A 26,659-nucleotide genomic window follows, 5' to 3' on the forward strand; every position below is an offset into this window, starting at 1 on the left:
AGGAGCAGCTAAATGGTAATGCTGCGCTATGCGGTGTATCGCTTTTTCACGATGCTGCTGACGCTTTTGGTGGTGTCGGTACTGATCTTTGTGATCATCAACCTGCCGCCCGGCGACTATCTCAGTAACCAGATCGCCGAGCTTCAGGCATCGGGCCAGTCTGCAGGCGTAGCCAAGGCCGAGTTTCTGCGTACGGAATACGCATTGGACCGCCCAATGTGGGAGCAGTATCTGATCTGGATGGGTTTCTGGCCCGGTCCCCACGGGTTCGAGGGCCTGATACAAGGCAATTACGGCTGGTCCTTTGAATTTGACCGTCCCGTAGCCGAAATCGTTGGCGACACTTTGTGGCTGACCGTCGTGGTTAACCTTGCCGCCATTCTATTCGTTTACGCGGTCGCCTTGCCGCTTGGCGTCATTGCCGCTGCGCGCTCCCGGACGTGGATTGACTATACCTCGGCGTTTGTTGGGTATCTTGGACTGGCCACGCCGAACTTCCTGCTGGCTCTGATCCTGTTCTATTACGGCCACCGCTACTTCAACTTGCCGATCGGCGGCCTGATGGACCCGTCCTTCGAGGGCCAGCCAATGAGCTGGGACAAGATGAAGTCCATTCTGGTTCACCTGATTGTCCCGACATTCGTGATCGGCACGTCCGGCGCGTCTGCCATGATGCAACGCCTACGTGCCAATATGCTGGATGAATTGGGTAAACCTTACGTGGAAACGGCAATCGCCAAGGGGATGTCTCCGTCGAGGATGCTAACGAAATACCCGCTGCGCGTGGCCTTCAATCCCTTTGTGGCGGATATCGGTAACCTGCTGCCGTCAATGGTATCCGGCTCGGTACTGGTGTCGGTCGTTCTGGGTTTGCAGACCATCGGCCCGACCTTGCTGACCGCGCTGAAAACGCAGGACCAGTTCCTATCTGCCTTTATCCTGATGTTCGTGGCCCTGCTAACCCTGATCGGAACCATGATCTCTGACATTCTGCTGGTCATGCTGGACCCGCGCATTCGCTATGAGGGGCGCGAGGCATGACCAAACGTTCCGACGGCCGCTTTGTTGACGACGCTCCGTTCGATCCGGATGCCGCCCTCCAACAACTTGAGCGCGCGGATTTGGACGCGCCCAACTGGGTTTTGGTCTGGCGAAAATTCAGAACGCACAAGCTGGGTCTGATCTCTGGCATCTTCCTGTTGCTGTGCTATCTGATGCTGCCGTTTGCGGGGTTCATCGCCCCCTATGGCCCGAATGAGCGCAACGACGAACACCTTTACGCCCCACCGCAAAGCATCAACTTTTTCCACGAGGGAAAGTTCGTCGGACCTTTTGTTTATCCAATCGTCGCCGAGGCTGACCTTGAGACATTCCAGTGGAAGTTCATTCCAGATGAGGAAGACCCGCGACCAATCCGGTTCTTTTGCGAAGGAACCGAATACAAGCTGGCGGGGCTGATCCGAACGGATACGCACCTGTTCTGTCCGCCCGAGGGCGCAACCCTGTTTCTGTGGGGCTCTGACCGTTTGGGCCGCGATGTGTTCAGCCGAATTTTATACGGCGCGCAACTGTCGCTTACGGTGGGCCTGATTGGTATCTCTGTTTCCTTCTTCCTTGGCATCTTATTCGGGTCCATGGCCGGGTACTTTGGCGGAAAGATCGACTGGGTTATCAACCGTGTGATCGAAATTCTACGCTCTCTCCCAGAACTTCCGCTGTGGTTGGCGCTGTCGGCTGCGGTACCATCGAATTGGAGTCCGGTTGCGGTCTTCTTCATCATCTCGATCATTCTCGGGATACTCGATTGGCCCGGTCTGGCGCGATCCGTGCGCGCCAAATTCCTGTCCTTGCGGGAAGAGGAATATGTCCGCGCCGCCGAGATGATGGGCGCAAGCTCGGGCCGGGTGATCCGCAAGCACCTGTTGCCAAACTTTATGTCTCACCTGATCGCTTCCGCCACTCTGTCGATCCCGGCCATGATACTTGGGGAAACGGCGCTCAGCTTCCTGGGCCTTGGCCTGCGGGCCCCTGCCGTCAGTTGGGGTGTGATGTTGAACGATGCCCAGAACCTCGCTTCGATCGAGATCTACCCATGGACGGCGATCCCGATGCTTCCGATCATTGTTGTGGTTTTGGCCTTCAACTTCCTTGGCGACGGGCTGCGGGACAGTCTGGACCCTTATCAGCAATGACCCTGATCTCTGCCCTTCCCGCATCAGATGGTTATTTGACAACGGGATCGGGTTCCCGGCCCAGTCTTTATGCAGTCTCCGAACTGGCAACCGCCAGTTTCGCCGCTGTGGGTCAGGAACTGGCCCGCTTGATTGCTGCGCTGAACCTTGCCCCCAGCGCGCCAGAGGTTTCGGTTGATCATCGGCTGGCCTCGCTCTGGTATGGGTTTTCCTTCAAGCCGGACGGATGGGACATGCCAAGCCTTTGGGACGCCATCGCCGGGGATTATCAGGCCGCGGATGGGTGGATTAGACTGCATACCAATCTACCCCGTCACCGGGCGGCGGCCTTGAAAGTATTGGGTGCCAAACCGGAGCGTGAGGCCGTATCGGAGGCAGTGAAAACCTGGGCGATTTCTGACCTCGAAACCGCGATCGTCGCAGAGGGTGGCGTTGCCGCCGCCATGCGCAGCCGTTCGGACTGGTTGGATCATCCGCAGGGGCGCGCCGCGTCCCGCGATCCCTTGATCGGGTGGACCAATCCCCGCCAGATTACCTTGCGCGACAGGCCGCAAGCGACGGCAGAGCGTCCGCTGTCGGGCCTCCGTGTTCTCGATCTGACCCGCGTGCTGGCCGGGCCAGTATCCACACGCACCCTGGCCGGGTTCGGGGCCGAGGTACTGCGCGTTGATCCTCCGGGCTGGGACGAGCCCGGCGTGATCCCAGATATCTCTTTGGGTAAGCGCTGTACCTATCTGGATTTGAAATCACCCGCAGGCATTGAGCAATTGCAGTCTCTTCTGGCGCAAGCGGATGTGTTTGTACACGGTTACCGACCCGGCGCTTTAGACGCGCTGGGCCTGACACAGGCAAAGCGGGACGAACTTGCCCCAAACCGCGTCGAAGTCACCCTGAACGCATATGGTTGGCAGGGACCGTGGGCCAGTCGGCGTGGCTTTGACAGCCTTGTACAGATGAGCAGCGGAATCGCAGACGCAGGGCGCGTCTGGGCAAAATCCGACAAGCCGACGCCGCTGCCTGTGCAGGCACTGGATCACGCAACCGGCTATCTGATGGCGGCTGCCATTCTTTCCGCGCTGGCCGAGGCCGCATCGGGTGGGTCTGTCATGCAGGCCCGGCTGTCGCTGGCTCGCACAGCCGAGTTACTGGCAAGCCTCGCCAAATCCGAAACTTCAGAAGACATAACGCAGGCCATGCCCGCCGATTTTTCTGACACGCCCGAGAACTCGGGCTGGGGCAAAGGCCACCGCCTGAAACCTGCCCTCAGTGTGGGAAAGGCAAACATGGACTGGCCCCTACCTGCGTCGAAACTGGGCTCGTCCCAGCCCAACTGGCCGACATCTAAGTCGTAGCGCACCCGCCGCGCGGCACGCGCGGCCCGGCCCAACGCTTTGGGCAGTGCCTCATCAGAGGCGCAACCCAAAGGGGCGGGAGCCGCCCCTAGCGATCATCACCACCACCCGGGCCGATATCGTCGAGGTAATCCTCGTCAATCGCAGCCTGCACCGCACCAGTTACGGCCTCACGCTGTTTTGGTGTCAGGTCCTCGGCTCCTTTTTCGTCGGCCAGACGAACCGTAACCTCGCGGTGGGCAAAGCGAATGCCTTCACGGGCGAACAGCTCGCGGATGTCCTGATAGACCTTTTTACGCACAAGCCACTGATCACCCGGCTTGGTCATGAACTTGACCCGAATGATCATCGCGGAATCCTGCATTTCGATCACGCCCTGCGACTTGAGCGGTTGGATGAAATTGTCACCAATCACCGGGTCACTCAGCAATTCCTGACCCAGTTTCTTGATGAGCTTGCGCACCTTTTCAACGTCCGTGTCATACGTCACCCGCAGCGGCAGTTTCATGATCACCCAGTCGCGGGAATAGTTAGTCAAAACTTTGATCTCGCCAAAGGGAATGGTGTTCAGCGCGCCCAGATGATGACGCAGTTGGAACGACCGGACCGAGATCTTCTCAACCGTTCCTTTCACATCACCAATGTCGACGTATTCTCCCTTACGGAACGCATCATCCATCAGGAAGAACGCGCCCGAGAAGATATCCCGCACCAGCGTTTGCGAACCAAAGCCCACAGCCAGACCCACGACGCCCGCACCTGCAAACAGGGGACTGACATTGATGCCCAGTTCCATCAGGGCAATCAGTGCGATGGTCACGACAACTACGGCAAGGATCGCGCCACGGAACAGCGGCAGCAACGTGGCCAATCGGCTTTGCCCGCCTTCGCCCCCTTCATCGCCCAACTCGGCCTCACCCCCACCGTCATCTATCTCTTCGGCAATTTTGCTGTCGATCCAGACGCGGAAGAAATGGAACAGGATATACCCGATGAACAGGATGACCATCACATCGAGGGCACGCTCGATGGGCAGGTCCTCGCTCCAGCTTGCATCCGGGTTCCAGATCACCACCAGTGCATACAGACCAACGACAAAGGCCAGAATACCAGCGACGCGCCGAGCCAGGTCCTCATACGTCACGATCGAGTGCTTGCGCCGCTCCGCCAGTGGTGTGTCTATGATTTCCGGTTCCTCATCCCTTTCGGCCTCGGCATTCATTTCTTCAATCTTGCGATTGCGGTCGAAATACCGTTCCAGAAGGTAGTTCATCGCGCCATACGCAATGACGACCGACATGAAGATGGCGTAGCTACTTGCGACAATGGGAATCGAATTGTCGTTCTCCAGCACCAGATCGACCGCCAGTTTGAACCAGCTAAACACCATGTAAACGATCAAAACCGGGGCCCAGGCGAACGAGATAAACCGCAAAATCCATGACACTTGATCCGGTGCCCTGCCCCCGCGGATGGCATTGGATATGGAGCGCGCGTTGAACAGGATCATCAGCACATTGCCTAGCGCGCCAACCATCGTCAGGCCGCCATAGACCATGGCATAGACGTTGTAATTCAGGCCGAAATCCGCAACCCATGTCGAAAACAGCACCACGGTGATGTCATAGGTCGCCAATGCGGATGCCCAGATATACAGCCGCTTGGCATCCCGATCCGAAAACGGCGGCAGTCGGTACTGGCTTAAATACGGCGACAGCACCATACGCCACAGGTCCGACACCGTTCGAGACAGGAAGAATGCCGTGAATATCGCCGTGACCGTGAACTGAATCGAGATATCTTCGGCCTCACCAAAGAACAGATATCCGACGATCAGCGCCATCAACATTGCAAAGACCGTAGCTCCGATCCCCATCAAGAAGCGGAACACCAAAAACGGCATCTTTTCGCGATACCCCTGCGGGTTTTCCTTGGACCGCGCAACAACGATCTTCTTGGCAATACGTTTGCCGTAAATCTCGGTGGACAGCCAACGCCCTAACAGCAGGAAAAGGACATTCCAGAACAAAACCTCGACATAGGTTTGAATACGTCCGTCCGGGCTGGTCTGCCGCAAAATGTACTGCACTTCAAAGATCGAATATGGCAACGCCTCTAGCCGCGAGACCATCGACTCGCGGAACTTCGAAAGCCGCTCCTGCGCCTTCATAAGTTGCGAACCTTCGGCCATCGGGTCATGCGGCTCGGATTCGGCCGAGGTGTCCTGTTGCGCACCGGTTGAAACGATCTGACCTGCGCTGTCGATCACGATGACACTGGCGCCACTTTCAGTGGCTGACCGAATTGCGGCGGCCAGATCGCCTTCGCCAGTTGTGTCTTCGGTGGTGCTTGTGGCGGCGCCGTATCCGGGAATAAGCGAGGTCTGCGCAGCAGCCCCATTTGCCAAAACCACTGGCATCATCCAGAACAACAGGGCGAGAACGGCAAAAAATCTAAGTTTCATCAGGTGTTCGATCCAGTTCGGCATTTGCACAAAACACTACAGAAGCGTGACGCGGTGTTCAAATAATCAGCCTCGCGCTTCTCGTGATCGTGTCTATTCGTGTCTCGGGTGCACCGACGCCAATTGAAGTGTTTTCAACCCAGAAAAAACTGCATATGACCCGTTAGACGGACTGCAAACTGATGCCTGCGCTCTGTGTTTGATGTAGGACAGGGAATATCTGGCAAATCACAACTAAGATGTAGCTAAATCGCAATGCTTACCGGTTTCGGGTCATCTCAACCGAGTTTTTGCAAGCGCAGGGAAAACATATACGATACAGGTGCAAACGCGCGGAGCTGCACCGGAACACTAAGACAGGCGAAAGCATGAGCCTAGGAAGACAAAAAGATACAATCGGCCGTGCGCCCCGCATCCTGTTTTACAGCCATGATACGTTTGGACTGGGCCATTTGCGCAGGTCTCGTGCATTGGCCTCGGCGATTACGCAGGCTGACTCGAGCGCATCTGCGTTGATCCTGACAGGATCACCGGTCGCGGGCCGATTTACATTTCCGCGCCGCGTGGACCACGTCCGCCTGCCCGGGGTGACGAAACGGGCTGATGGGTCCTATGCCTCGCAAACGATGGGCATGGGCATTGAAGAAGTGACGGAACTGCGGGCAGGCTTGATTCAAACTGCGGTCCAGCAGTTCGAGCCCGACGTCCTGATTGTCGACAAGGAACCCACCGGATTCCGCGGTGAGCTGCTGCCAACGCTTGAAACGCTGTACCAAACCAAGGACACACGTTTGGTCTTGGGGTTGCGCGATGTTCTGGATGAACCCGAAGTTCTTGCAGCCGAGTGGGACCGGAAAGAAGCCGTTACCGCGACCGAAAAATACTATGACGAAATCTGGGTATATGGCTTGCGGTCGATCTATGATCCCACCAGTGGCTTGCCCCTTAGCCCGGCTACGCAATCCCGCATCCATTGGACCGGCTACCTGCGGCGTGATCTGGGGCCAATAGGTGAACCGCCCGAACAACCCTACATCCTGATCACTCCGGGCGGCGGTGGCGACGGCAAGGCGATGGTCAATCTGGTTTTGTCCGCCTACGAACAGGACCCGGACCTTTCCCCACGGGCCGTGCTGGTCTATGGCCCTTTCCTGTCCGGTGAGTTGCGCGAGGATTTTGAAACACGCGTCGCCGCCCTGAATGGCCGCGTGACAGCCGTGGGCTTTGAATCCCAGATCGAAACACTATTTGCGGGTGCCGCTGGCGTGGTTTGTATGGGGGGCTACAACACCTTCTGCGAGGTGCTGTCTTTCGACAAACGCGCGGTCATTGTTCCGCGCACAACGCCAAGATTGGAACAGTGGATCCGGGCCTCGCGCGCGGAAGGTCTGGGACTGGTTCGGATGCTGGACGAAAACCGGGACGGGCTGACAACCGACGCGATGGTACAGGCGATCCGCGCGCTACCCCATCAGCCGCTGCCCTCTCAGGCCATTCAAGACGGGCTGCTGGATGGGTTGGATTATGTCACCAGCCGTGTTGACGCCCTGCTGGGTGGTGAACGGGAACGGGCCACCGGATGACGTCCACCCCTCCGAAACTGGCGGTGCTGGTCAAAGGGTGGCCGCGCCTGTCCGAGACATTCATCGCGCAAGAACTGGTTGCCTTGCAGGACGCAGGCCATCGCTTTGATATCTGGTCCCTGCGGCATCCGACTGATGTGAAACGCCACCCGCTGCATGATCGGTTCGAGGGTCGGGTGCACTACCTGCCCGAATACCTTTACCAAGAGCCTGATCGCGTCCGGGCTGCCAGGCACCTGGCCCAAGGCTTACCCGGCTATGCTCAGGCCTATCGGGTCTGGCGTGCTGACCTACGTCGTGACCCGACGCATAACCGCATTCGACGCTTTGGGCAGGCGTGCGTTCTGGCCGCCGAACTGCCGCAGGCGACGCGGGCGATGTATGCCCATTTCATGCATACGCCATCATCCGTCGCCCGCTATGCAGCCATCATGCGCGGCCTGCCCTGGAGCTTTTCCGCCCACGCCAAGGACATTTGGACTTCGCCCGATTGGGAAAAATCCGAAAAGCTGCGGGCCAGCACGCATGGCGCTGCGTTTGGCGCGACCTGTACCGCAGTCGGGGCGGAACACCTACGCAGTCTGGCCGACGATCCAAGGCGGGTTGATCTGATCTATCACGGGTTGGACCTGACGCGGTTCCCGCCCCCACCAGATCGAACGCCCCGCGCCCCGAATGACCCGTTTCATATGCTGTCCGTTGGGCGGCTGGTCGAAAAGAAGGGGTTCGACCGTCTGATCGACGCACTTGCCATGCTACCGGGCGAGCTGAACTGGCACTGGACGCATATTGGTGGCGGCACCTTGGGAAAGGCCCTGCAGGAACGCGCGCTGGCCGCCGGGGTCGCGCATCGGATCACGTGGAAAGGTGCCTGCGACCAGCCGGAAGTCATCGCTGCCATGCGCGAAGCCAACTTGTTTGTGCTGCCCAGCCGCATCGCGTCAGATGGGGACCGGGACGGCTTGCCCAACGTGCTGATGGAGGCCGCGTCCCAGCGCCTGCCGATCCTGTCCACACCCATCTCCGCGATCCCGGAGTTCATCGAAACCGGTCGGCATGGCATTTTGTCCGACGATGATCCTGCGGCCCTGGCTTCCGCTATGATCCAGATGGCCACCGATCCCGGCGAAACCGCAGCAATGGCAGACGCTGCCTATGACCGGCTCATCGCCGATTTTCGGATGGATCCAGGAATCGCGCGTCTTTCCCAGCGGCTCAACGCCCTTGGCGCGGGTCCGGACTAATGGCGCGCGTCGCCTTTTACACGCCAATGAAATCACCGGGCAGCCCGGTGCCTTCGGGTGACCGTGAAATGGCGCGCAACCTGATGCAGGCCATTGGCGCGCAAGGTGACACGGTTGATCTGGTGTCGCGCCTGCGCATCTACGACAAGAACGGCGACACCGACGTCCAAGAGGCATTGCGCAAGCAAGCCGAGACAGAGTCGCAGAGACTGATTACAGAATTGCCTACGGAAACGGCGCTTTGGGTGACCTATCACAACTATTACAAAGCGCCGGACCTACTGGGCCCTCGCGTGTGCAAAGCCCGCAACATCCCTTATGTGCAATTGGAAAGCACGCGCGCCACAAGCAGGTTGAAAGGCCCATGGGCCGGGTTCGCGCAAGCTGCACACGATGCATGCGACGCTGCGCAGGTGATCTATTACCACACCGCCAACGACCTGATTACGCTGGAACGGGAAAGGTTTGGAAACCAACGTTTGGTGGAACTGCCCCCGTTCCTACCACTTTCAGAGCTGCCGGCCCTATCAACATGCACAGGACCGATGCTGACGGTTGGAATGATGCGGCACGGCGACAAGCTGGCTTCATACGAGATTTTGGCGCAATCGCTGGATCATTTACAGGGCGATTGGTCCTTGAAAATAGCGGGGGATGGTCCGGCCCGCGCAGAGGTCAAAGCGTTGATGTCCCCCTTCGGTTCAAAGGTGCAGTTTCTGGGTCAACTGGAACGGGACGCGTTGCAGGCTCATTACCACACCGCGTCCCTGCTGGTTTGGCCCGGCGTGAATGAGGCCTATGGAATGATCTATCTAGAAGCACAAGCCAACGGTGTTCCGGTTGTGGCTCAGGACAGGCCGGGCGTTCGTGATGTTTTGGCTCCGGGTGACTATCCGTCGGTGGAATCCGGTCCTTCTGCGTTGGCTACGCGCCTTCAAGACCTGCTGAATGACAAGCCGCTGCGCCAATCAATCGGACGTATGTCGCGCGAACGGATTGCGTCACGACACCTCATGCCTGCGGCCACTGACAGGTTCTGGCAGGCCGCACGGCCATTGATTGAGGGACGCCAATGACCCGCCTTGCACTGCTGCGCCACGGACATACGGAGTGGAACCGCGCCGGTCGCATACAGGGGCGCAGCGACATCCAACTCGACGAAGAAGCGCGCCAGGACTTGTCGACCAACAGCCTGCCGCAACCGTGGGACACGGCGGACATTTGGTCCAGCCCGCTTGCGCGGGCCCGCGAAACAGCCCAGTTGGTATCAGGACAGGACCCCATGATGTCCGCTGCACTGACCGAAATGAACTGGGGCGACTGGGAAGGTCTGCGCGGTGTCGACCTGATCGCTGATACAGGCAGCGGCTATCGTCATATCGAGGATTGGGGATGGGATTTTCGACCTCCGAACGGGGAAAGCCCTGCGGATGTGAAGATGCGATTGCGCCCGTGGCTGGACTCACTGCGCGCAGATACCGTAGCGGTCTGCCATATCGGTATCATGCGGGTCATTATGGCCCTGGCCTGGGGTTGGGATTTTAGCGGGATCCCCCCCTTCAAAATCAAGCGCAACCGCCTGTATATCATTGATATGGATACAATGCGTCCCGACCCCGAGCCCGTCCGCCTGATCCGGGCAGAGGTTCCCGAATGAAAGTGATGATCGTCGTCACCCATCTGCTGGGGACAGGGCACCTGAGCCGCGCTCTCACGTTGGGGCGGGCCTTTGCGCATGACGGCCATCAAGTCCTGCTGGTATCCGGCGGGATGCCCGCGCCACAACTGGACAGCGCCGGAATGACGGTGTTCGGGTTACCACCTTTGCGATCGGACGGCACGGATTTCACACGACTGCTGACCCAAACAGGCGACGTTGCCGATGACGCCTATGTGCAGGCACGTAAACGGGCGCTGGTAGAGGCGGTGCGATCCTTTGCGCCGGATACTCTAATCACCGAGCTTTATCCCTTTGGGCGCAGGTCGTTGACGGGTGAATTCAGCGCAGCACTTGAAGCGGCACAGGAACTGCCTGCCAAACCCGTCATCCTGGGATCTGTGCGGGATATTCTTGCTCCGCCGTCCAAGCCTGCAAAGGCTGAACGCACCGAGCAGATCGTGCTGGGAATCTATGACGGCATTTTGGTCCATTCCGATCGGAAAGCCGTATCGTTGGATCTAAGCTGGCCTGTCTCGGAACAGCTTGAGAAACGGCTATTCTACACGGGCTTCGTTGCGCCCAATGCACCTGATCCGCACCCCGACGCCATGGGTCGGGGCGAAGTGCTTGTCAGCGCCGGAGGGGGTTCGGTGGGGCAACCGATCTTTCGCGCGGCCATCGAAGCCGCCAGAAAGATGTCCAGCAGGCGCTGGCGCCTGCTGGTCGGTGGACAGGACGCAAGCGAACGCATTGATCACCTGTCCCAATACGTTGGCGACGCTCCGGTAACACTTGAAAGAGTACGACCAGATTTCCGTCAAATGCTGCCCCACGCGGCCGCATCGGTTAGCATGTGCGGATATAACACCGCGCTCGACATCCTTCAGACCGGAACAGCCGCAGTATTCGTGCCATTCGATGATGGAAAAGAGGTTGAGCAAACCTTACGCGGGCGAAGTCTTTCAAACCTGCCCGCAATTGACGTTCTGCCAAGTCAGGACCTGAACGGCGACACGTTGGCGACGGCGGTAGGCCGCGTTATTGATGCCCCAACCAGACCAGCCGCAGAATTTGGGTTTAACGGTGCAGCAAAGTCTGTGGACATCGCCAAGACCCTTTGGGAGCGGCGCACATGATCGTCGATTGGCGTCCTTTGATGGTTGAACTTGAGATCTGGCACAACAAGGGCCTGTCGCTGCCTCTTTGGTGGCGCGACGACGATGCAACAACCACGACACAACAGCTTGATCGTCTGACGGCCCTGTCAGATAGGCTTGGTTTGCCAGTGCATCTGGCGGTAATCCCACATGACGCGGGCGACGCGCTGACGGACCATGTCACTGACAACCCCTGCCTGATCCCGGTCGTTCATGGATGGGCCCATCAAAACCACGCACCGCAGGGCGAGAAGAAATCAGAATTCCGCCTGCACCGACCTATGTCAGAGATACTGAAGGATGCACAAAACGGGCTGGACCGATTGAAAGTATCGTTCGGCGAAAGGTTGTGCCCGATGTTCGTACCGCCATGGAACCGAATTGCCCCAGACGTGGTAAAAGAACTGCCCGATTTGGGTTACCAGTTTTTGTCTACTGCCACACCGCGAAACGCCGCTTACCCGGTGTCAGGACTTCTGCAGGTCAATACGCATCTTGATCCGATTGACTGGCGCAGAACACGGGGATTGATCGCCCCGGACGTCCTGATCAACCAAGCCGTGGACCTGCTGCGGGATCGCCGTGAGGGGCGTACCGACAACGCTGAACCCTTTGGTGTTCTGACCCATCACCTTGTTCATGACGAAGACATCTGGACATTCACACGAGACCTGTTGCACCGGCTTCTGGATGGGCCTGCCGTTATCTGGACCGCGCTGCAAAACGACACAAAACGGAGACCCGAATGAGCCGACTGGATTCCATGCTGCGCCGCCTGACGGCCCAAAGAGATGGGCTGGACTGGGCAGCCGAACAGATATCCGACATCATCGGGGACGTTCTGGATATGGGTCTGGGAAACGGTCGAACCTATGATCACCTCAGAGAAATCTTGCCGGACCGCCGCATCTGGGTGATGGACCGGGTTCTGCAATGCCATCCATCCAGCACTCCGCCGCCCGAGGATTTTTTGCAGGGCGAAGCGGAACCCATGCTCGAAAAGCTGGCCGCTGGTGGGCAAAAAATGGCGATGGCACACTATGATTTTGGGCGCGGCATCAAGGACGAGGATGTGGCCGAAGCGGCTCGTCTCAGCCCCCTTATAGCGCGCGTAATGCGTCCGGGCGGGCTATTGATCTCGGGTCAGCCCTTGGTGGGGTTCGACCAGATTAGCGGCCCGGACACCATCGCCCCGGACCGGTACCTGTTCTACAGAGCCTGATCAGGCCACACGGCGTCCACGCGACCAGGCACCATTTAGCGCAGGCGCGCCCTCGCGCATTCGGAACCGAATGACGTCCGCGCGGGCCCCGACGCGCAATTCGCCGCGATCATTCAATCCGACGACCTGTGCAGGCGTCTGCGTCACGGTCCGCAATCCACGTGCCATGTCCCCCCACATCTCGCCCAATCGCGCCGCCGACAGCAAAAGAGCGGCAGGCACATAGTCTGACGACAGAATGTCGAGATGCCCAAGCTCGGCCAGTTCATGCGCCGCGACATTGCCGGAATGGGACCCGCCCCGGATGACATTCGGAGCGCCCATCATCACCTTGATTCCGTGATCGTGGCAGGCACGGGCGGCCTCAACCGTTGTGGGGAATTCGGCCAACGTAATTCCATGCCCTGCGGATGTGCGCACTTGCGCAGCCGTGGTATCATCGTGGCTCGCCAACATCGCGCCAAAGCGCCGGGCGGCCTTGACCGTTTCGACTTCGTGCCTGTCGCCAAAGCGTTCGCGCAACGCCTTGAGCTGGGCGACATGCTGAAGAAAGTCGTCATCATTCATGCCATGCTTGCCCTTCATATAAGCCTCAAGCTGGGTCATGTCCCGAAACTGCCGCTGGCCGGGGGTATGATCCATCAGCGAAACAAGGCCCACACGGTCGCCAGCGTCAAACTCGTCAAGCTCCTCGACCAGTGTCTCGGAACAGACCTCTGCCCGAAGGTGCAGGAAATGGCTGATCTTCAGCGCGTCCTGCTCGCGCAGTTGCCAAAGCTCGCGGGACAGGTCGCGCGCATATTTCTTATAGCGCTGGCCGCTGGGGATCGAGCCGATGCGCATGGCGTCAAACACGGTGGTGATCCCTGTGCTGGCCAGTTCAGCATCATGCGCTAGGATGGCCGCTGCGTGGGGCCAGTCGACCTTGGGGCGCGGCTGAATGTGACGTTCCAGATTGTCGGTGTGCAATTCGACCAGTCCGGGGCAGACATAATCCCCTTCGCAGTCAATCGCACCTGCAGGAATCGCAGCACCCGACGCGACCTCGATAATTGTCTCACCCGCAAACCGAACGCTGCCAGTTAGCGTCTCGTTGGGAAGAACGAGTGTGGCATTGGCAAGGATCATTTCTTCTGTCATCTGAACTTCACACGGTTTGAGCTATTGGGAAGGCCACGCATAGGAGGCCAATGTGACATTCACGCGATACGCAATCTATTTTGCGCCCCCGGCCGAGGCCGGTTGGACAAAATTTGCGACCCAATGGCTGGGTTGGGACATGGAGACCGGACAGGCCGTGGCCCATCCGGACATCGCCGGGGTTGACGTTTCCTCGATGACTGAGGTTCCGCGAAAATACGGGCTGCATGCGACGATGAAGCCTCCATTCCGACTGGCGGTCGGGCAGTCGTTTGACGGTCTGCACGCGGCCTGTGCTGAATTTGCGGCCACACGCGCGCCCGTGGTGCTGGACGGGCTTGAGATCGCACGTCTTGGCCGGTTTCTGGCTCTTCGCCCTGTCGGAGACACTGCCGACCTGAATGCTCTGGCCGCTGGCTGTGTTGGGGAACTGGACGCATTTCGCGCACCAGCGCCCCAATCCGAACTTGACCGTCGGCGCGGCGCAGGTCTGACCCCGGAACAAGAGGCCAATCTCGTACAATGGGGCTATCCCTACGTGATGGAGGCATTCCGCTTTCACATCACGCTTAGCGGACGTCTGGACAAACCTACGCTGTCCAAGGTGCAGAAAACGCTGGAAGACCGGCTTGCGCCCTCGCTGCCAAACCCGTTTAAGATCAAGGATCTGGCCCTTGTGGGCGAGGCTGAGGATGGACGCTTTCACATGATCCATCGTTACGTCCTTTCCGGTTGAATACGGTCCAGAATGGTATCAATCGTCTGATCCAACGGGCCGGAGTTATCGACCTCAAAGACCTTCACAAGGCCTTCGGGCAAATTGGTTTCCGCACGCGCCAGACGCCGTTCTTGTTCGGCTGCGCTTTCACGCCCACGGCTTGCTAGTCGTTGGGCAAGAACCTCGGGGTCGGCGGTCAGCGAGATTACGATCAGATCGCCGAACACCTCCTGCGCCCGAAGCAAGACAGCGCGCGACAGGTTCACAAGTACCGCATCAACGGTTTGTCTGAAGGTCTCGATCGAACGCGGGACGCCATAATTCAGCCCATGTGCCGACCAGTGCAAAATAAACGCATCGTCGGCCACCATGTGTTGAAAGTCATCTTCAGCGACCCGGTCAAAATCTTCGCCCTCTTCGCCCTTTGGCCGGGTAATCACGCGCCGCACTCTTAGAATTCCAGGCGTACGCGCAACCAGTGCCTCCATCACGCTGTCCTTGCCCACCCCGGACGGGCCGACAACCGCTATGACCGGGGCGCGGGTCATGCGGCCTTTCCCGGTGTGAACCCTGACACGTCGATTTCCCGATCACACACACGGTTTCGCGCTTCGACATCGTGGAAAATACCGACAATGGCAGCGCCGCGCTCTTTGGCCTCTTCGATCAGGGACAATACTGTCTCACGGTTCTGCGCGTCCAGCGAGGCGGTCGGCTCGTCCAGCAACATCGCGGGATAGGTGTGCGCAAAGCCGCGCGCAATGTTCACGCGCTGCTGTTCACCGCCTGAAAACGTCGTTGGGCTAAGCTGCCAAAGCCGTTCTGGAATGTTCAACCGGGCCAGCAATGCGGCCGCCCGATCCAGCGCCGCTTGCTTTTCGGTTCCGATTGCAAGCAACGGTTCCGCCACCACCTCAAGCGTTGGGACGCGCGGAACAACCCTGAGGAACTGGCTGACATATCCTAGCGTTTCGCGCCGAAGCGCCAAGATCTGGCGCGGCTCGGCCCGCGCCACATCCAGCCCGCCGACCAGAACCTGCCCGGATGCAGCCAAATAGTTACCGTAGATCACCCGCATCAGGGTCGACTTGCCCGCGCCGGAAGCCCCCGTCAGCGCGACGCATTCTCCGGGCGAGACACTAAGCGTCGCGCCCTCCATCACCGGAATGACTGCGCTGCCCTGATTGTGCAGGGTAAAACTTTTGTTCACACCGATCAGTTCAATCATTGCCCTATCCCTTCAAACCTGCAGCACGCTTGAAACAAGCAACTGCGTGTAGGCATGTTGCGGATCGTCCAGAACCTGATCGGTCAATCCTGCCTCGACCACGTGGCCGTCCTTCATCACCATCAGCCGGTCCGCCAGCAACCGCACCACGGCCAGATCATGAGTGACGATGATGGCGCTCAGCCCCATCTCGCGGACCAGACCACGCAACAAGTCCAGCAGCCGGGCCTGCACCGACACGTCCAGCCCACCCGTCGGTTCGTCCATGAACACCAGCCGGGGACCGGTCACCAGATTGCGCGCGATTTGCAACCGCTGTTGCATCCCGCCTGAAAATGCCGTCGGGCGGTCATCCACCCGACTTCCGTCAATCTCGACACGGCCCAGCCAATCAATCGCCCGGTCGCGGATCTGACCATAGTGACGGTCGCCGACGGCCATCAGGCGCTCGCCAATGTTCCCACCGGCGCTGACGGACATGCGCAGCCCGTCGCGGGCGTGCTGATGAACAAAGGCCCAGTCCGTCCGGCCCAGCATCCGTCGTTCAGGTTCCGACATGGTCACCGTATCCACAGGCCCGTCCGCGTGTGTGTCAAAAACAACCTGTCCTGCGTCAGGCTCCAGATGACCGGCCAAACAATTCAGCAACGTCGATTTGCCCGAACCGCTTTCACCGACGATCCCCATGACCTCGCCCGGGTAAAGATCGAAGCTGACGCCCGAACATCCGATCCGGGTTCCGTATCGTTTCTCGACGTCTTTAACTTGTAGCAGAGGGGTCATGCTGCAACCTCCTTGGTCATGCGACCTGTGTGGCCCGCTTCACGTCGGGAGCGGCAGTAATCGGTGTCAGAGCAGACAAACATTCGGCTGCCCGCATCATCGGTGATAACCTCGTCCAGATAACTGTCTTCGGCCCCGCACAGATCGCAGGGGTAGTCGGCTTTCGTGGCCTCAAAGGGGTAATCCTCAAAATCCAGAGACACGACCTTGGTGTGTGGCGGTACGGCATAGATACGCTGTTCGCGCCCGGCCCCGAACAGTTGGATCGCGTCCATCTCAAGCTTGGGGTTGTCGAATTTTGGGATCGGAGATGGATCCATCACATACCGCCCCGACACCTTCACCGGATAGGCGTATGTGGTCGAAATCGCCCCGTGCTGGCTGATGTCCTCATACAATTTGACATGCATCAGCCCATATTCTTCAAGGCTGTGCATCTTGCGGGTCTCGGTCTCGCGCGGCTCCAAAAAACGCAGCGGTTCGGGGATCGGCACCTGATAGACAAGGATCTGATCCTCGCGCAACTTCGCCTCGGGGATGCGGTGGCGAGTTTGGATGACACTCGCCTTTTCGGTTTCCTCGGTGGTTTCGACGCCTGCCGTGTTCTCAAAGAACTTGCGGATCGAAACGGCATTCGTGGTGTCATCCGCGCCTTGGTCGATCACCTTGAACGTGTCATCCGGGGTCAGAGTCGCGGCCGACACCTGCACCCCACCCGTACCCCAGCCATAGGGCATCGGCATTTCACGACTGGCAAAAGGCACCTGATAGCCGGGCACCGCCAGACCTTTGAGGATGGCGCGGCGGATCATACGCTTGGTCTGTTCGTCAAGATATGCAAAATTGTATTCGCTCATTCCGCTGCCTCCTTCGGCGTGATGCGATCTTCGGCTTCGCGACGCAGCTTTCGAACCAGTTCCAACTCGGACTGGAAATCCACGTAATGCGGCAGCTTGATATGTTCGAGGAACCCTGTGGCCTGAATGTTGTCGGCGTGGCTCAGGACAAACTCCTCATCCTGCGCCGGGGCGCCGAGGTTGTCTTCGCCCAACTCTTCCCAGCGCAGGGCGCGGTCGACCAAAGCCATCGCGATGGACTTGCGCTCGGACTGACCAAAGACCAGGCCATAGCCCCGGGTGAACTGGGGCGGTTCAGTTTTTGAGCCTTTGAACTGGTTGACCGTTTCGCATTCGGTCAGTTCAACCTCACCAATGTCGATGGCGAATCCCAGTTCCGGGATGTCCATCTCAACCGTGACCTTGCCGATGCGCAATTCCCCGACAAACGCATGGTTGCGGGCGTATCCGCGCTGGGTCGAGTATGCCATGCCCAAAACGAAGCCTTCATCACCACGCGTCAGGGATTGAAGCCGCAGCGGACGGTTGGACGGAAATTCCATCGGTTGCCGGGTCAAATCGTCAGGGGTTTCATCGTTTTCGGGCTCATCCTGAATGATCCCCTCACCTTGCAGAAATTCCGTAATATGAGGCGTCAGTTCATCGCGCGGAGCGCCCTTCGGCGCGTCGGGAACTTCCCCCTCGGCCGCCAGTTTGAAATCCAGCAAACGGTGTGTGTAATCGAAGGTCGGCCCAAGAACCTGTCCGCCCGGCGCATCCTTGAAGGTGGCCGAGACTCGTCTGTCGCACGCCATCTCACCCGTGGCCACCGGATTGGAATATCCAAACCGCGGCAGAGTTGTTCGGTACGCGCGGATCAGGAATATCGCCTCGATCAGATCGCCCCGCGCCTGCTTGATCGCCAAGGCCGCCAGATCGGGGTCGAACAGAGACCCCTCGGCCATGACCCGGTTCACGGCCAAGGAAAGCTGCTCGCGAATTTGCGCGATGCTCAACTCGGCCACATCCGTTGACCCCCGGCGTTCCTCGGCCAGCCAGGAATGAGCATTTTCGATGGCCTTTTCACCACCTTTGACTGCAACATACATCGCCTAACCCTCCGACCGAATTGTCGTGCTGCGCGGCAAGGCAGCAACCTTGCTACCGCAGGTGAAAAAGAAATCGCAGCCCAGAGGAAACAAAGACGAATTGGCCTGCAAAGCCGGGATATCCGGCAGGGACAAACGCGCTACATCCCTGATCCCCGGGCCACTGAGTCTTGCGCCTGCGTTGACCAATTCGGCGCATTCAACGATCAGGGTCGCGGACCGGTCCGGATATTCGGCCGTTCCAGTCCGATAGATCGTCAGCGACCCAAGATTCTGCCACGTCCCCACGGCAAAATCCGCCTCGTCTGCGCCCGTGACTGGAGCGCCCGTGTGAAAGGTCAGCCACTGGCGCACGGCGGGTGTATCGGCTGACCCGGCCAGGTGAACGTTGGTCTCAGGATCGCAAAGCGTCAGCAACAGCGTACCTGCGGCGACAGACAGCGGCTTGGGCGGCAGCCCACCGGTCAGTGATCGTATCTCGCCCGGTCGGGCCATCGCAGTCATCGCGGCCCGAAACGCGTGTGCGGCCTGAATCGGCGCGTCACTGAAACCGCCTGAGAACTGGGATTGCGTCGTCATCAATCCTCTCCCCGAACCAGAGTAAAGAACTCTACCTTTGTGGCGGCAGCCTTTGCCGCGCGGCTGGTTTTTGCGGCTTGCATCATTTCGGCCAGAGGCTCGATCACCTGTGACCGGACTTTTTCTGCAATGTCGGTCTGCATCAGCGCATCAATCAGCGCTGCCACCTCAGCCTTTGATTTTGAACGGCCCTGCACATATCCGTGCCCGACTGTCCCGTCATCCAATGCCAGCGAACAGCGCGTGACGGTCATTTCCCCAAGGTTAAACGCCGCGCCGGTTCCGCCAGTGCGCCCCCGCACCATGACCCCGCCCACTTCGGGTCGACGAAGCCACTCAAAATCGGGGCGCAGGTCGAACTCGCCCCATTTCGCAATCAGCGCCTCGGACGGCACACGGGCCAGAAGGCCCATCCATTCCTTGCGCGCGATATCTTCTGTTTTCATCTGAACCACCATCAAACCCTCTTGGTCGGGTTGTCTATGCGTACTATACAACTAGACAAATAATACACTCCGCCGGGGCGACTCGCAATCCGGGGAACTGTGAAGATTTGGTGACATGAGAAAAACTCCGGTCTGGAAAAGCATCGCATTAAGCCTGACATCGGACATCGCCGAAGGGCGGTACAAAACCGGTGACCAACTTCCGACCGAGGCGCAGTTGGCCTCGCAGCATGGCGTCAACAGGCATACCGTTCGGCGCGCATTGTCGGACCTGTCCGATCAGGGATTGGTGCATTCCAGACGCGGCGCAGGCGTGTTCGTGACCGCGCGTCCAACGGATTACCCAATCGGAAAACGCGTGCGGTATCACCAGAGCATATCGGCCAGCGGCAAGATCCCCGGAAAGAAGATACTGACACTCACCACCCGAACAGCAGACAACTCCGAAGCCGAGGCGTTGCAGCTTGAGCCGGGCGCGACAGTTCATGTCTACGATGGTCTTTCATTGGCTGACGGCCAGCCGATTGGCCTGTTTCAAAGTGTATTTCCAGCCGACCGCCTGCCCAATATCCTTGTGGCCCTGTCCGAGACGCAATCGGTGACAAAAGCCCTGCAAGTGTGCGGCGTTCAGGATTACACCCGCGTCTCAACCCGCCTGACGGCGCGGGCTGCGACGGCCACGCAAGCCCTGCACCTCCGCCTGACCGAGGGCGCACCGGTTCTGTATTCCACAGGCATTAACGCCGACACAAACGGCGTGCCCGTGGAATATGGCCGGACGGTGTTCGCGGGCGACCGCGTGACGCTGACATTGAACGAAGACTGAGTTGAAATCTGTACCTCCCTTCAATGACCGTAGCGGCCAAGATCGGCGGTATCAGCAGGCGGGAACGCTTTCATATTTATCTAAAAACGCCTCGGCCCCCAGCGCGCGAAAATCCGGCAGCGCTGCGCGAAGACGCGCATTGTCCCAGTCCCACCAAGCAAGGTTCATCATCCGCTCGGCCACGGCCTCGGGGTACCGGCGTCGGATCGGTTGTGCCGTAACGCCACCGACGATGGTATAGGGCGCGACGTCTTTGGTAACGATCGCACCCGATGCGACGACTGCGCCGTGACCAATGGTAACTTCGGGCTTGATGATTGCCGCGTGTCCAATCCAAGTATCATGCCCGATCGTCGTGACCCGGCTTGCGCGACGGGCAAACCATTGGGCGTCGTCCTCGGCATCATCCCAATAATCAGCCGACCGATAGAGAAAATGGTGCAGCGATGCTTTCTCCATCGGGTGATCCGTTGCCCCAATCCGGGTAAAGCTGGCTATATTGGCAAATTTCCCGATCTCGGCATTGGCAATGTCACAAGTTCGATCACAATACGAGTAATCCCCGACCACGGAATTCGCGACCCGCGTCCCTGCTCCGATCTCAACATACGCGCCAAATGCACTGTTCGAGATCGTGCAACCGGGGTGAATGAAAGGTTGATCCGAACGAAGACGCGCCATCTTTTGATCCCTCTGCCTGTGCCAGTTCAGCCTGCTTTGACGGGCTTTGCCTTCTTACGTTTGGGCGAAGTTTCCCCCTGGATCAGACGCCTGCGCAACCAACCCGAGAACCAATCCATCAGCATAACCATCAGGATGATCAGGACGATGTAATAAGCGACCTCTTCCCAGTCCTTTTGCGTGATAATCGCTTGGGTTAGCAGCAACCCGATCCCGCCACCTGTGATGGCACCGATCACGGTCGCGCTGCGGGTGTTGGATTCAAGGAAGTACAGCAACTGACTGAGCAAAACGGGCGTCACCTGCGGGATCACGCCAAACCTATACCGTTGCGGCGCGTTGGCACCTGTGGATTGGACACCTTCGATCTGCTTCTGATCGACGTTTTCCAGCGCTTCCGAGAAGATTTTGCCGAAGGTTCCTGTATCAGTCACTAGAATGGCCAACGCACCTGTCAGCGGTCCGGGACCAAAAGCGCGCGCCAGCACGACGGTCCAGATCAAGGCATCTACGCCACGGACAAAGTCGAACACGCGGCGGGTCAGAAACCGAACCGACCTCAGCGGGTTGAAGTTGCGCGTTGCAAGGAATGCCAGCGGCAGCGCGACCATGCCTGCACCCAGCGTACCAAGGAAGGCCATCAGAATCGTCTCGAATATGGCCCATGCCACGTCCTGATGCCGCCACATCTTGTTGGTCCAGAAATCGTTCAGGATCGCCCCCGCCTCACCATTCGCGGCCAGCCCAACCAGTTGCGGGAAGGATTTACCGTAATAGGGGCTGTCGAGAGTAAAGAAGAACAGCTCCCATCCGGTGAAGTAGCGGAAGACTTCGGACCGGTTCCGCGTCACCGTCAGGCGCCCCGCATCCGTCGTGATCGCCATCCTGTTTTTCGAGATGTTGATCCAGTCCGGCACATCGCCAGCAGGCAGTTCGGCCTGTACACCTGCTGCACGCGTGGGTGTGGCACGGACAGTGCCGTATCCCGGGATATAGTATTCGACGGTCTCGGGGCCGAACCGCACGACGTGACCGTCCTCCAGATCAATCACCGTGGTTTCGCCCAGCGTGACCCAATCTGGCGCTTCGCCCACGGGATAGGCACCCTTGCGCTCGCCTTCGATAGCGGCTGAGATTTCTCCGGTGCGGTTATCGCGCTCGATATGGGTTTTGTAGCTATAGCTGTCGGCCACCAGCGTCTTGCCGTTTTCCCAATTCGCACGCTCGGCCAGACCGGGCACGTCGAAAGCGAAGAACACATAGATCAGATAAGCCAGCACCAGCGACGGCAGACCGAAATTCACAAGACGTTTGCGGCTGAACAGATGGTCAGCTTCGGCCTTCAGCTCATCAATGGTCAGATTTGTGGCGAAGGTGCTCATGCCCGCGCTCCTTTCTCGGATCCGTGGGTCAGGCGATCACGCAGATGACCCGAGATTTGGTCGACGACAACGATGGTGACAAACAGCAACAGGAAGATCGCGGCAGCCTCATCATAGCGCCCCTGCCCCCATGACATCGAATTGCGCAGCTCGTACCCCAGACCACCCGCGCCGACGAAGCCCAGAATGGCCGAGGCGCGGATGTTGATCTCGAACCGCAGCAAGGCATAGCTGACATAGTTCGGTCCCACCTGAGGGATCACACCCAGATACATCCGCTGTGACCAGTTGGCCCCGACCGAATGCAGCCCCTCAACCGGCTTCAACGATGCGTTCTCGTTCACCTCGGAAAACAGCTTACCCAGCGCTCCTGCCGTATGGATTGCAATGGCGATCATCGCTGGCACCGGACCGCCGCCCAGAATAAAGATCAGGACCAGCGCGATCACAATCTCAGGAATTGCGCGGCAAATATCGGCAATACGCCGGAACAGCGGGATTAGCGCAGGCCAGAGCGCCATACCCCGCGTGGACATCAGCGCCAGGAACGTACCCGCAATAGTGCCGATCAACGTGGACGCAGCAGCAATGTTGATCGTCTCAACCAGCGCCGGGAAGAATTTGACCAAGTTGGCGGGCAGCGCGTCGATCTTGTCCCAGGCCTCGGACAGAACTTCGGCGGGGTAGTCAAAGATGCGGTGCCAGCCGTCCACAAAGCTGCCTGCGTTGCGGTCATCGGCGGTGCGAAACCCTGCAGCCATCAACGCCACGAATACGATCAGAAGGATACCACCATAGACCCGCTTGCGTCGCGTCATCTCGGAATAGTCGGCCCGGATCTGGTCGACGGTTGGGGACCCTGCGGTCAGGTCTGTCATGGAATGCTCCTGAGTGGGAAACGGGGCCCGGTTTCGACACCGGACCCCGGTCTTTGGGGTATGCAGGCTTAGTTGGACTTCAGCTTGCGTGCTTCGATGATGATCTCATACGCCTCGTGGGTGATCGGCTCGAACGCCTTTGCTTCACCCGCGGCAACGCCATAGAAACACTCGCGGTCTTTCTCGGCCAGACCCGCCATCAGCGCAGTCATTTTCTCTTTCACATCCGCAGGCAGGGCGGTGCGCAGCACAACCGGGCCTTCGGGGATCGGCTTGGATTTCCAAATCTGGACCATGTCGTTCATGTCAACCAGACCGGCATCAACAGCACGGCGCAGCGCGCCCGACTTATAGCCGTCTTCCCAATCGCCCAGCCCGTCAGCCCAGGTCACGCCGCCATCAACATCGCCGTTGTTTACGGCAACGATGGTCTGCTCATGGCCGCCGGTGAATTTCACCTCACCAAAATAGTCGCCCGAGTCCATGGTCGCGCCAGTGGTGGCAGGGATTTCGATGGACGGGATCAGGTAGCCCGAGGTCGAGTTCGGATCGCCAAAGCCGAAGGTCTTGCCCTTCATGTCGTCCAACGAGGTGATGCCGCTGTCCTTGCGGGCAAATCCGATCGAGTAGTAGCCATAGCCGCCGTCGGTGTTGACCTTGACCAGAACCGGCTCAACCGCTTCGGGGTCGGATAGATAGGTTTTCGCATAGCCCGAGGCACCCAGCCACGCCATGTCGATGGTGCCGCCCAGCAGACCCTGGATCACGCCGTCATAATCGGCAGGCGCAAACAGCTTGGTTTCCACACCCAGCGCTTCTTCGGTGTATTCGCGCAGGCATTCGTTGTTGTTCAAACGGTCCTGAGCGTTTTCACCGCCCAGAATGCCGATGCGGAATTCGTTTATATCCGCAGCCATGGCTGGGGCGGCGATCGCAGTTGTCGCAACAAGGGCAGCAATCAGTTTTTTCATCTGTCTCTCTCCGGTTTGATATGCCGGCCTTTCATCGGCCGGTCGATGAAAGGGGGGATCGGCTCAGACGGTTGCTTCCGCTTCCATCAGGGCCATTTGAGTCGCATCCAGCGTCTCGATCTCGGTCGATGTCGCCTCTTCCGAGAAGCTGGCATCGGCTCCGTAAATCTCACGCGCGACACCGGTTGTCAGTTGTTCGGGCAGGCCGTCGAAAACGATACGCCCGTCGCGCATTCCGACGACGCGGTCGCAATAGCGGCGTGCGGTGTCCAGCGTGTGCAGGTTGGCGATGACTGTCCGGCCGTCCTCTTCATGGATGCGGCGCAACGCCTGCATGACGACCTGAGCGTTCATCGGGTCAAGTGAGGCGATCGGTTCATCTGCCAGAATGATGCTTGGATCCTGCATCAAGGCGCGCGCAATGGCGACACGTTGTTGCTGACCGCCCGACAACGCCTCGGCCCGTTTGGGTGCGTGTTCGGCAATGCCCAGACGATCCAGAATGTCGATAGCGCGGTGGACATCGTCCATCGGAAACAGATTGAACATGGTGGCCAGCGTGGAATGACGGTTCAGCGTGCCATGCAGAACGTTTGACACCACGTCCAAGCGCGGCACCAGATTGAACTGCTGAAAAATCATCGCGCAATCGGCTTGCCACGCGCGCTTTTCGCGACCTTTCAGTTTGGTTACATCGCGGCCTTCAAAAATGATCTCTCCGTCGCTGGCGTCTGTCAGGCGGTTGATCATGCGCAAGAGGGTCGACTTACCTGCGCCCGAGCGTCCAATGATGCCGATCATGCACGGCTTGTCGACGTCCAGCGAAGCAGCATCCACAGCCGTATTTTCGCCAAAGCGTTTCGTCAGTTTTTCTATTCGCAGCACGAGCCACCCCCAAATGTGTTGGCGGCTAGCTAAAGGCGGTGTTCAACGGCTATGTGTCGATTGGGTGAAAGTTTTGTAACGCAGCGCTCGCTGTTGTTGGCCCTACCCTTCCCCGCATATCGCAGGTATATGCGGGCCGACTCTTTATCCTGACACGAGGCCAAACATGTCCTTTGACCGCAGCATCAAAATCGCTCCGTCGATTCTGTCCGCCGACTTTGCCAATTTCGGCGCCGAGATTCAGGCGATCGAAGCACAGGGCGCAGATTGGGTCCATGTTGACGTGATGGATGGCCATTTCGTGCCAAACCTGACCTTTGGCCCCCCCGCCGTCAAAGCGTTTCGTCCTCATGTAAAAACGGTGATGGACGTGCACCTGATGATCACGCCTGTAGATCCGTATATTGACGCCTATGCAGATGCCGGTGCAGACATCCTGACAGCCCATGTCGAAGCTGGCCCGCACACGCACCGCACGTTGCAGGCCATTCGTGCCGCTGGCATGAAAGCTGGCGTTGCCCTCAATCCCGGCACCCCGGCCGAAGCGGTCGAGCATCTGCTGGACCTGACTGATCTTGTTTGCGTCATGACAGTGAACCCCGGATTCGGCGGCCAGAAATTCATCGACCTGACCGAAAAGGTGCGCCGCCTGCGTCAGATGATCGGTGACCGCCCTATCCATATTGAGATTGACGGCGGTGTGGACCCGAACACAGCCCCTCTGGTCGCGGCTGCGGGCGCGGACGTGCTGGTTGCGGGATCTGCTGTCTTCAAAGGCGGCTCGGTTTCACAACCGGACGTTTATGGGGACAACATCCGGGCTGTTCGGGCAGCGGCAAAAGCTGCGATTTGATTTGCATACCATGGCCCAGCGGAAACGCTGGGCCATTGCGCCAGACGCACAGCGGATATGACCGGGCGGGGCTAGCTGGCAAATACACGGGTGCGTAGATTGTACTGGTTCAATCAAAACGCAACGAAACGCTCTTATGCCCAAATCCACCGTTTACCGCCCGCATGACCTTAGCCCTGCCGCATTGTGGCAACTGCTGAGTCGTCGCCTCCGTTCCAACCTGCGCAGACTGTCTGAAACCAGATCGGCAACCCGCAGAATCCGCGCCTATTGGCTGATGAGTGATGCCGAACTGCGCGCGCGCAGTCTTAAACGCGAAGATATCGTTCGGTTGGTATTGGCTGGCGTAATCTAAGCCGATCAGAGGGTTTTGGCCTGCATAGCCAAGTTTATGCACCCACGACACAATCCAAGTAAAAAGGCCGCCCTGTTTGGAGCGGCCTTCTTTAGTTTTATCGATGCGCCGGGCT

At 58.9% G+C, this 26,659-nt stretch carries 28 protein-coding genes; 13 read left to right on the forward strand and 15 right to left on the reverse strand.

Features of this window, described 5'->3' with window-relative positions:
* Positions 1-12: 12 nt before the first annotated feature.
* From GOV87_RS04985 to GOV87_RS04995, 3 genes are read left to right on the forward strand one after another with little or no spacing between them, the layout of a single operon-like run.
* Positions 13-1,041, forward strand: coding sequence for an ABC transporter permease (locus tag GOV87_RS04985; RefSeq protein WP_171125840.1), 1,029 nt, complete (start codon positions 13-15; stop codon positions 1,039-1,041).
* Positions 1,038-2,192, forward strand: a complete 1,155-nt coding sequence (locus GOV87_RS04990; protein WP_171121747.1) for an ABC transporter permease — start codon at positions 1,038-1,040, stop codon at positions 2,190-2,192. Before GOV87_RS04985 ends, GOV87_RS04990 begins: the two co-directional genes overlap by 4 nt.
* A complete protein-coding gene (locus GOV87_RS04995) occupies positions 2,189-3,544 on the forward strand; it encodes a CoA transferase (RefSeq protein ID WP_171211023.1) in 1,356 nt (451 codons plus the stop codon). Before GOV87_RS04990 ends, GOV87_RS04995 begins: the two co-directional genes overlap by 4 nt.
* An 88-nt stretch (positions 3,545-3,632) precedes the next feature.
* Here the strand turns inward: GOV87_RS04995 and GOV87_RS05000 are convergent, their stop codons facing one another.
* Positions 3,633-6,008, reverse strand: a complete 2,376-nt coding sequence (locus GOV87_RS05000; RefSeq protein WP_171211024.1) for a mechanosensitive ion channel domain-containing protein — start codon at positions 6,006-6,008, stop codon at positions 3,633-3,635.
* Between the two features lie 368 nt (positions 6,009-6,376).
* Between GOV87_RS05000 and GOV87_RS05005 the strand changes: the two genes are divergently transcribed.
* Genes GOV87_RS05005 through GOV87_RS05035 form a run of 7 tightly spaced genes read left to right on the forward strand, consistent with a single transcriptional unit; the run spans position 6,377 to position 12,874 of the window.
* On the forward strand, positions 6,377-7,591 hold the full coding sequence (locus GOV87_RS05005; protein ID WP_171121744.1) for a glycosyltransferase family protein: 1,215 nt from the start codon (positions 6,377-6,379) through the stop codon (positions 7,589-7,591).
* The gene (locus GOV87_RS05010; RefSeq protein ID WP_171211025.1) at positions 7,588-8,835 is read left to right on the forward strand and encodes a glycosyltransferase family 4 protein; all 1,248 of its coding nucleotides are present in this window, start codon (positions 7,588-7,590) and stop codon (positions 8,833-8,835) included. The genes GOV87_RS05005 and GOV87_RS05010 overlap by 4 nt, the downstream gene beginning before the upstream one ends.
* Entirely contained in the window at positions 8,835-9,911 is a 1,077-nt protein-coding gene (locus GOV87_RS05015) for a glycosyltransferase family 4 protein (protein WP_171211026.1), read from the forward strand. Before GOV87_RS05010 ends, GOV87_RS05015 begins: the two co-directional genes overlap by 1 nt.
* Positions 9,908-10,492, forward strand: a complete 585-nt coding sequence (locus GOV87_RS05020; protein WP_171211027.1) for a histidine phosphatase family protein — start codon at positions 9,908-9,910, stop codon at positions 10,490-10,492. Before GOV87_RS05015 ends, GOV87_RS05020 begins: the two co-directional genes overlap by 4 nt.
* On the forward strand, positions 10,489-11,631 hold the full coding sequence (locus GOV87_RS05025) for a glycosyltransferase family protein (protein ID WP_171211028.1): 1,143 nt from the start codon (positions 10,489-10,491) through the stop codon (positions 11,629-11,631). The genes GOV87_RS05020 and GOV87_RS05025 overlap by 4 nt, the downstream gene beginning before the upstream one ends.
* A complete protein-coding gene (locus GOV87_RS05030; protein ID WP_171211029.1) occupies positions 11,628-12,401 on the forward strand; it encodes a polysaccharide deacetylase family protein in 774 nt (257 codons plus the stop codon). The genes GOV87_RS05025 and GOV87_RS05030 overlap by 4 nt, the downstream gene beginning before the upstream one ends.
* Positions 12,398-12,874: a class I SAM-dependent methyltransferase gene (locus GOV87_RS05035; RefSeq protein ID WP_171125861.1), complete on the forward strand. Its 477-nt coding sequence runs from the start codon at positions 12,398-12,400 to the stop codon at positions 12,872-12,874. Before GOV87_RS05030 ends, GOV87_RS05035 begins: the two co-directional genes overlap by 4 nt.
* Here GOV87_RS05035 and GOV87_RS05040 read toward each other — a convergent pair whose 3' ends face one another.
* A complete protein-coding gene (locus GOV87_RS05040) occupies positions 12,875-14,014 on the reverse strand; it encodes an alpha-D-ribose 1-methylphosphonate 5-triphosphate diphosphatase (RefSeq protein WP_171211030.1) in 1,140 nt (379 codons plus the stop codon).
* A gap of 52 nt (positions 14,015-14,066) precedes the next feature.
* Here GOV87_RS05040 and GOV87_RS05045 point away from each other — a divergent pair, with 52 nt between their 5' ends.
* Positions 14,067-14,750, forward strand: coding sequence for a DUF1045 domain-containing protein (locus GOV87_RS05045; RefSeq protein WP_171211031.1), 684 nt, complete (start codon positions 14,067-14,069; stop codon positions 14,748-14,750).
* On the opposite strand, the gene phnN is transcribed toward GOV87_RS05045, so the two are convergent.
* From phnN to phnG, 7 genes are read right to left on the reverse strand one after another with little or no spacing between them, the layout of a single operon-like run.
* On the reverse strand, positions 14,732-15,280 hold the full coding sequence (phnN, locus tag GOV87_RS05050; protein WP_171211032.1) for a phosphonate metabolism protein/1,5-bisphosphokinase (PRPP-forming) PhnN: 549 nt from the start codon (positions 15,278-15,280) through the stop codon (positions 14,732-14,734). The two genes, GOV87_RS05045 and phnN, sit on opposite strands and share 19 nt — an antisense overlap.
* Positions 15,277-15,960, reverse strand: coding sequence for a phosphonate C-P lyase system protein PhnL (gene phnL, locus GOV87_RS05055; RefSeq protein WP_171211033.1), 684 nt, complete (start codon positions 15,958-15,960; stop codon positions 15,277-15,279). The genes phnN and phnL overlap by 4 nt, the downstream gene beginning before the upstream one ends.
* Before the next feature lie 12 nt (positions 15,961-15,972).
* Positions 15,973-16,743 carry a phosphonate C-P lyase system protein PhnK gene (phnK, locus tag GOV87_RS05060; protein ID WP_171211034.1) on the reverse strand — a complete coding sequence of 257 codons (771 nt, stop codon included), beginning with the start codon at positions 16,741-16,743 and terminating at the stop codon, positions 15,973-15,975.
* Positions 16,740-17,600: an alpha-D-ribose 1-methylphosphonate 5-phosphate C-P-lyase PhnJ gene (locus tag GOV87_RS05065; protein ID WP_171211035.1), complete on the reverse strand. Its 861-nt coding sequence runs from the start codon at positions 17,598-17,600 to the stop codon at positions 16,740-16,742. Before GOV87_RS05065 ends, phnK begins: the two co-directional genes overlap by 4 nt.
* Complete coding sequence (locus tag GOV87_RS05070) at positions 17,597-18,688, reverse strand: carbon-phosphorus lyase complex subunit PhnI (protein WP_171211036.1); 1,092 nt, start codon at positions 18,686-18,688, stop codon at positions 17,597-17,599. The genes GOV87_RS05065 and GOV87_RS05070 overlap by 4 nt, the downstream gene beginning before the upstream one ends.
* Positions 18,689-18,691: 3 nt before the next feature.
* On the reverse strand, positions 18,692-19,267 hold the full coding sequence (gene phnH, locus GOV87_RS05075; RefSeq protein ID WP_171211037.1) for a phosphonate C-P lyase system protein PhnH: 576 nt from the start codon (positions 19,265-19,267) through the stop codon (positions 18,692-18,694).
* A complete protein-coding gene (phnG, locus tag GOV87_RS05080) occupies positions 19,267-19,713 on the reverse strand; it encodes a phosphonate C-P lyase system protein PhnG (protein WP_171121729.1) in 447 nt (148 codons plus the stop codon). Before phnG ends, phnH begins: the two co-directional genes overlap by 1 nt.
* A gap of 115 nt (positions 19,714-19,828) precedes the next feature.
* Between phnG and phnF the strand changes: the two genes are divergently transcribed.
* Positions 19,829-20,539 (forward strand): phosphonate metabolism transcriptional regulator PhnF, encoded by a 711-nt coding sequence (gene phnF / locus GOV87_RS05085; RefSeq protein ID WP_171121728.1) that lies wholly within the window; start codon positions 19,829-19,831, stop codon positions 20,537-20,539.
* 51 nt (positions 20,540-20,590) lie between these two features.
* Here the strand turns inward: phnF and GOV87_RS05090 are convergent, their stop codons facing one another.
* The 5 genes from GOV87_RS05090 to phnC form a co-directional block, all read right to left on the reverse strand.
* Entirely contained in the window at positions 20,591-21,220 is a 630-nt protein-coding gene (locus GOV87_RS05090) for a chloramphenicol acetyltransferase (protein ID WP_171211038.1), read from the reverse strand.
* Between the two features lie 26 nt (positions 21,221-21,246).
* Positions 21,247-22,602, reverse strand: coding sequence for a phosphonate ABC transporter, permease protein PhnE (phnE, locus tag GOV87_RS05095; protein WP_171211039.1), 1,356 nt, complete (start codon positions 22,600-22,602; stop codon positions 21,247-21,249).
* The gene (gene phnE / locus GOV87_RS05100) at positions 22,599-23,480 is read right to left on the reverse strand and encodes a phosphonate ABC transporter, permease protein PhnE (protein ID WP_171211040.1); all 882 of its coding nucleotides are present in this window, start codon (positions 23,478-23,480) and stop codon (positions 22,599-22,601) included. Before phnE (GOV87_RS05100) ends, phnE (GOV87_RS05095) begins: the two co-directional genes overlap by 4 nt.
* A gap of 68 nt (positions 23,481-23,548) precedes the next feature.
* Positions 23,549-24,451 (reverse strand): phosphonate ABC transporter substrate-binding protein, encoded by a 903-nt coding sequence (phnD, locus tag GOV87_RS05105; RefSeq protein ID WP_171211041.1) that lies wholly within the window; start codon positions 24,449-24,451, stop codon positions 23,549-23,551.
* 63 nt (positions 24,452-24,514) lie between these two features.
* On the reverse strand, positions 24,515-25,336 hold the full coding sequence (phnC, locus tag GOV87_RS05110; protein ID WP_171211042.1) for a phosphonate ABC transporter ATP-binding protein: 822 nt from the start codon (positions 25,334-25,336) through the stop codon (positions 24,515-24,517).
* 166 nt (positions 25,337-25,502) lie between these two features.
* Here phnC and rpe point away from each other — a divergent pair, with 166 nt between their 5' ends.
* Positions 25,503-26,189 carry a ribulose-phosphate 3-epimerase gene (gene rpe / locus GOV87_RS05115; RefSeq protein WP_171121722.1) on the forward strand — a complete coding sequence of 229 codons (687 nt, stop codon included), beginning with the start codon at positions 25,503-25,505 and terminating at the stop codon, positions 26,187-26,189.
* Between the two features lie 109 nt (positions 26,190-26,298).
* Here the strand turns inward: rpe and GOV87_RS20340 are convergent.
* Positions 26,299-26,659: hypothetical protein (locus GOV87_RS20340; protein WP_217354421.1), on the reverse strand; the 361-nt coding region annotated here is incomplete at its 5' end.

This window comes from Ruegeria sp. HKCCA5426 (assembly GCF_013034585.1).
Taxonomy (GTDB): Bacteria; Pseudomonadota; Alphaproteobacteria; order Rhodobacterales; family Rhodobacteraceae; genus Ruegeria.

What these genes read in the sequence shown, in the direction of transcription:
- phnD (WP_171211041.1), bottom strand. Translation starts at nt 24,451, where the DNA reads ATGAAAAAACTGATTGCTGCCCTTGTTGCGACAACTGCGATCGCCGCC.
- GOV87_RS05015 (WP_171211026.1), top strand. Translation starts at nt 8,835, where the DNA reads ATGGCGCGCGTCGCCTTTTACACGCCAATGAAATCACCGGGCAGCCCG.
- GOV87_RS05025 (WP_171211028.1), top strand. Translation starts at nt 10,489, where the DNA reads ATGAAAGTGATGATCGTCGTCACCCATCTGCTGGGGACAGGGCACCTG.
- GOV87_RS05000 (WP_171211024.1), bottom strand. Translation starts at nt 6,008, where the DNA reads ATGAAACTTAGATTTTTTGCCGTTCTCGCCCTGTTGTTCTGGATGATG.
- phnN (WP_171211032.1), bottom strand. Translation starts at nt 15,280, where the DNA reads ATGACCCGCGCCCCGGTCATAGCGGTTGTCGGCCCGTCCGGGGTGGGC.
- phnF (WP_171121728.1), top strand. Translation starts at nt 19,829, where the DNA reads ATGAGAAAAACTCCGGTCTGGAAAAGCATCGCATTAAGCCTGACATCG.
- phnL (WP_171211033.1), bottom strand. Translation starts at nt 15,960, where the DNA reads ATGATTGAACTGATCGGTGTGAACAAAAGTTTTACCCTGCACAATCAG.
- phnE (WP_171211039.1), bottom strand. Translation starts at nt 22,602, where the DNA reads ATGAGCACCTTCGCCACAAATCTGACCATTGATGAGCTGAAGGCCGAA.
- GOV87_RS05010 (WP_171211025.1), top strand. Translation starts at nt 7,588, where the DNA reads ATGACGTCCACCCCTCCGAAACTGGCGGTGCTGGTCAAAGGGTGGCCG.
- GOV87_RS05020 (WP_171211027.1), top strand. Translation starts at nt 9,908, where the DNA reads ATGACCCGCCTTGCACTGCTGCGCCACGGACATACGGAGTGGAACCGC.
- phnE (WP_171211040.1), bottom strand. Translation starts at nt 23,480, where the DNA reads ATGACAGACCTGACCGCAGGGTCCCCAACCGTCGACCAGATCCGGGCC.
- GOV87_RS05040 (WP_171211030.1), bottom strand. Translation starts at nt 14,014, where the DNA reads ATGACAGAAGAAATGATCCTTGCCAATGCCACACTCGTTCTTCCCAAC.
- GOV87_RS05090 (WP_171211038.1), bottom strand. Translation starts at nt 21,220, where the DNA reads ATGGCGCGTCTTCGTTCGGATCAACCTTTCATTCACCCCGGTTGCACG.
- GOV87_RS04985 (WP_171125840.1), top strand. Translation starts at nt 13, where the DNA reads ATGGTAATGCTGCGCTATGCGGTGTATCGCTTTTTCACGATGCTGCTG.
- GOV87_RS05035 (WP_171125861.1), top strand. Translation starts at nt 12,398, where the DNA reads ATGAGCCGACTGGATTCCATGCTGCGCCGCCTGACGGCCCAAAGAGAT.
- GOV87_RS04995 (WP_171211023.1), top strand. Translation starts at nt 2,189, where the DNA reads ATGACCCTGATCTCTGCCCTTCCCGCATCAGATGGTTATTTGACAACG.
- GOV87_RS05065 (WP_171211035.1), bottom strand. Translation starts at nt 17,600, where the DNA reads ATGAGCGAATACAATTTTGCATATCTTGACGAACAGACCAAGCGTATG.
- rpe (WP_171121722.1), top strand. Translation starts at nt 25,503, where the DNA reads ATGTCCTTTGACCGCAGCATCAAAATCGCTCCGTCGATTCTGTCCGCC.
- GOV87_RS05070 (WP_171211036.1), bottom strand. Translation starts at nt 18,688, where the DNA reads ATGTATGTTGCAGTCAAAGGTGGTGAAAAGGCCATCGAAAATGCTCAT.
- GOV87_RS05005 (WP_171121744.1), top strand. Translation starts at nt 6,377, where the DNA reads ATGAGCCTAGGAAGACAAAAAGATACAATCGGCCGTGCGCCCCGCATC.
- phnK (WP_171211034.1), bottom strand. Translation starts at nt 16,743, where the DNA reads ATGACCCCTCTGCTACAAGTTAAAGACGTCGAGAAACGATACGGAACC.
- phnH (WP_171211037.1), bottom strand. Translation starts at nt 19,267, where the DNA reads ATGACGACGCAATCCCAGTTCTCAGGCGGTTTCAGTGACGCGCCGATT.
- GOV87_RS05030 (WP_171211029.1), top strand. Translation starts at nt 11,628, where the DNA reads ATGATCGTCGATTGGCGTCCTTTGATGGTTGAACTTGAGATCTGGCAC.
- GOV87_RS04990 (WP_171121747.1), top strand. Translation starts at nt 1,038, where the DNA reads ATGACCAAACGTTCCGACGGCCGCTTTGTTGACGACGCTCCGTTCGAT.
- phnG (WP_171121729.1), bottom strand. Translation starts at nt 19,713, where the DNA reads ATGAAAACAGAAGATATCGCGCGCAAGGAATGGATGGGCCTTCTGGCC.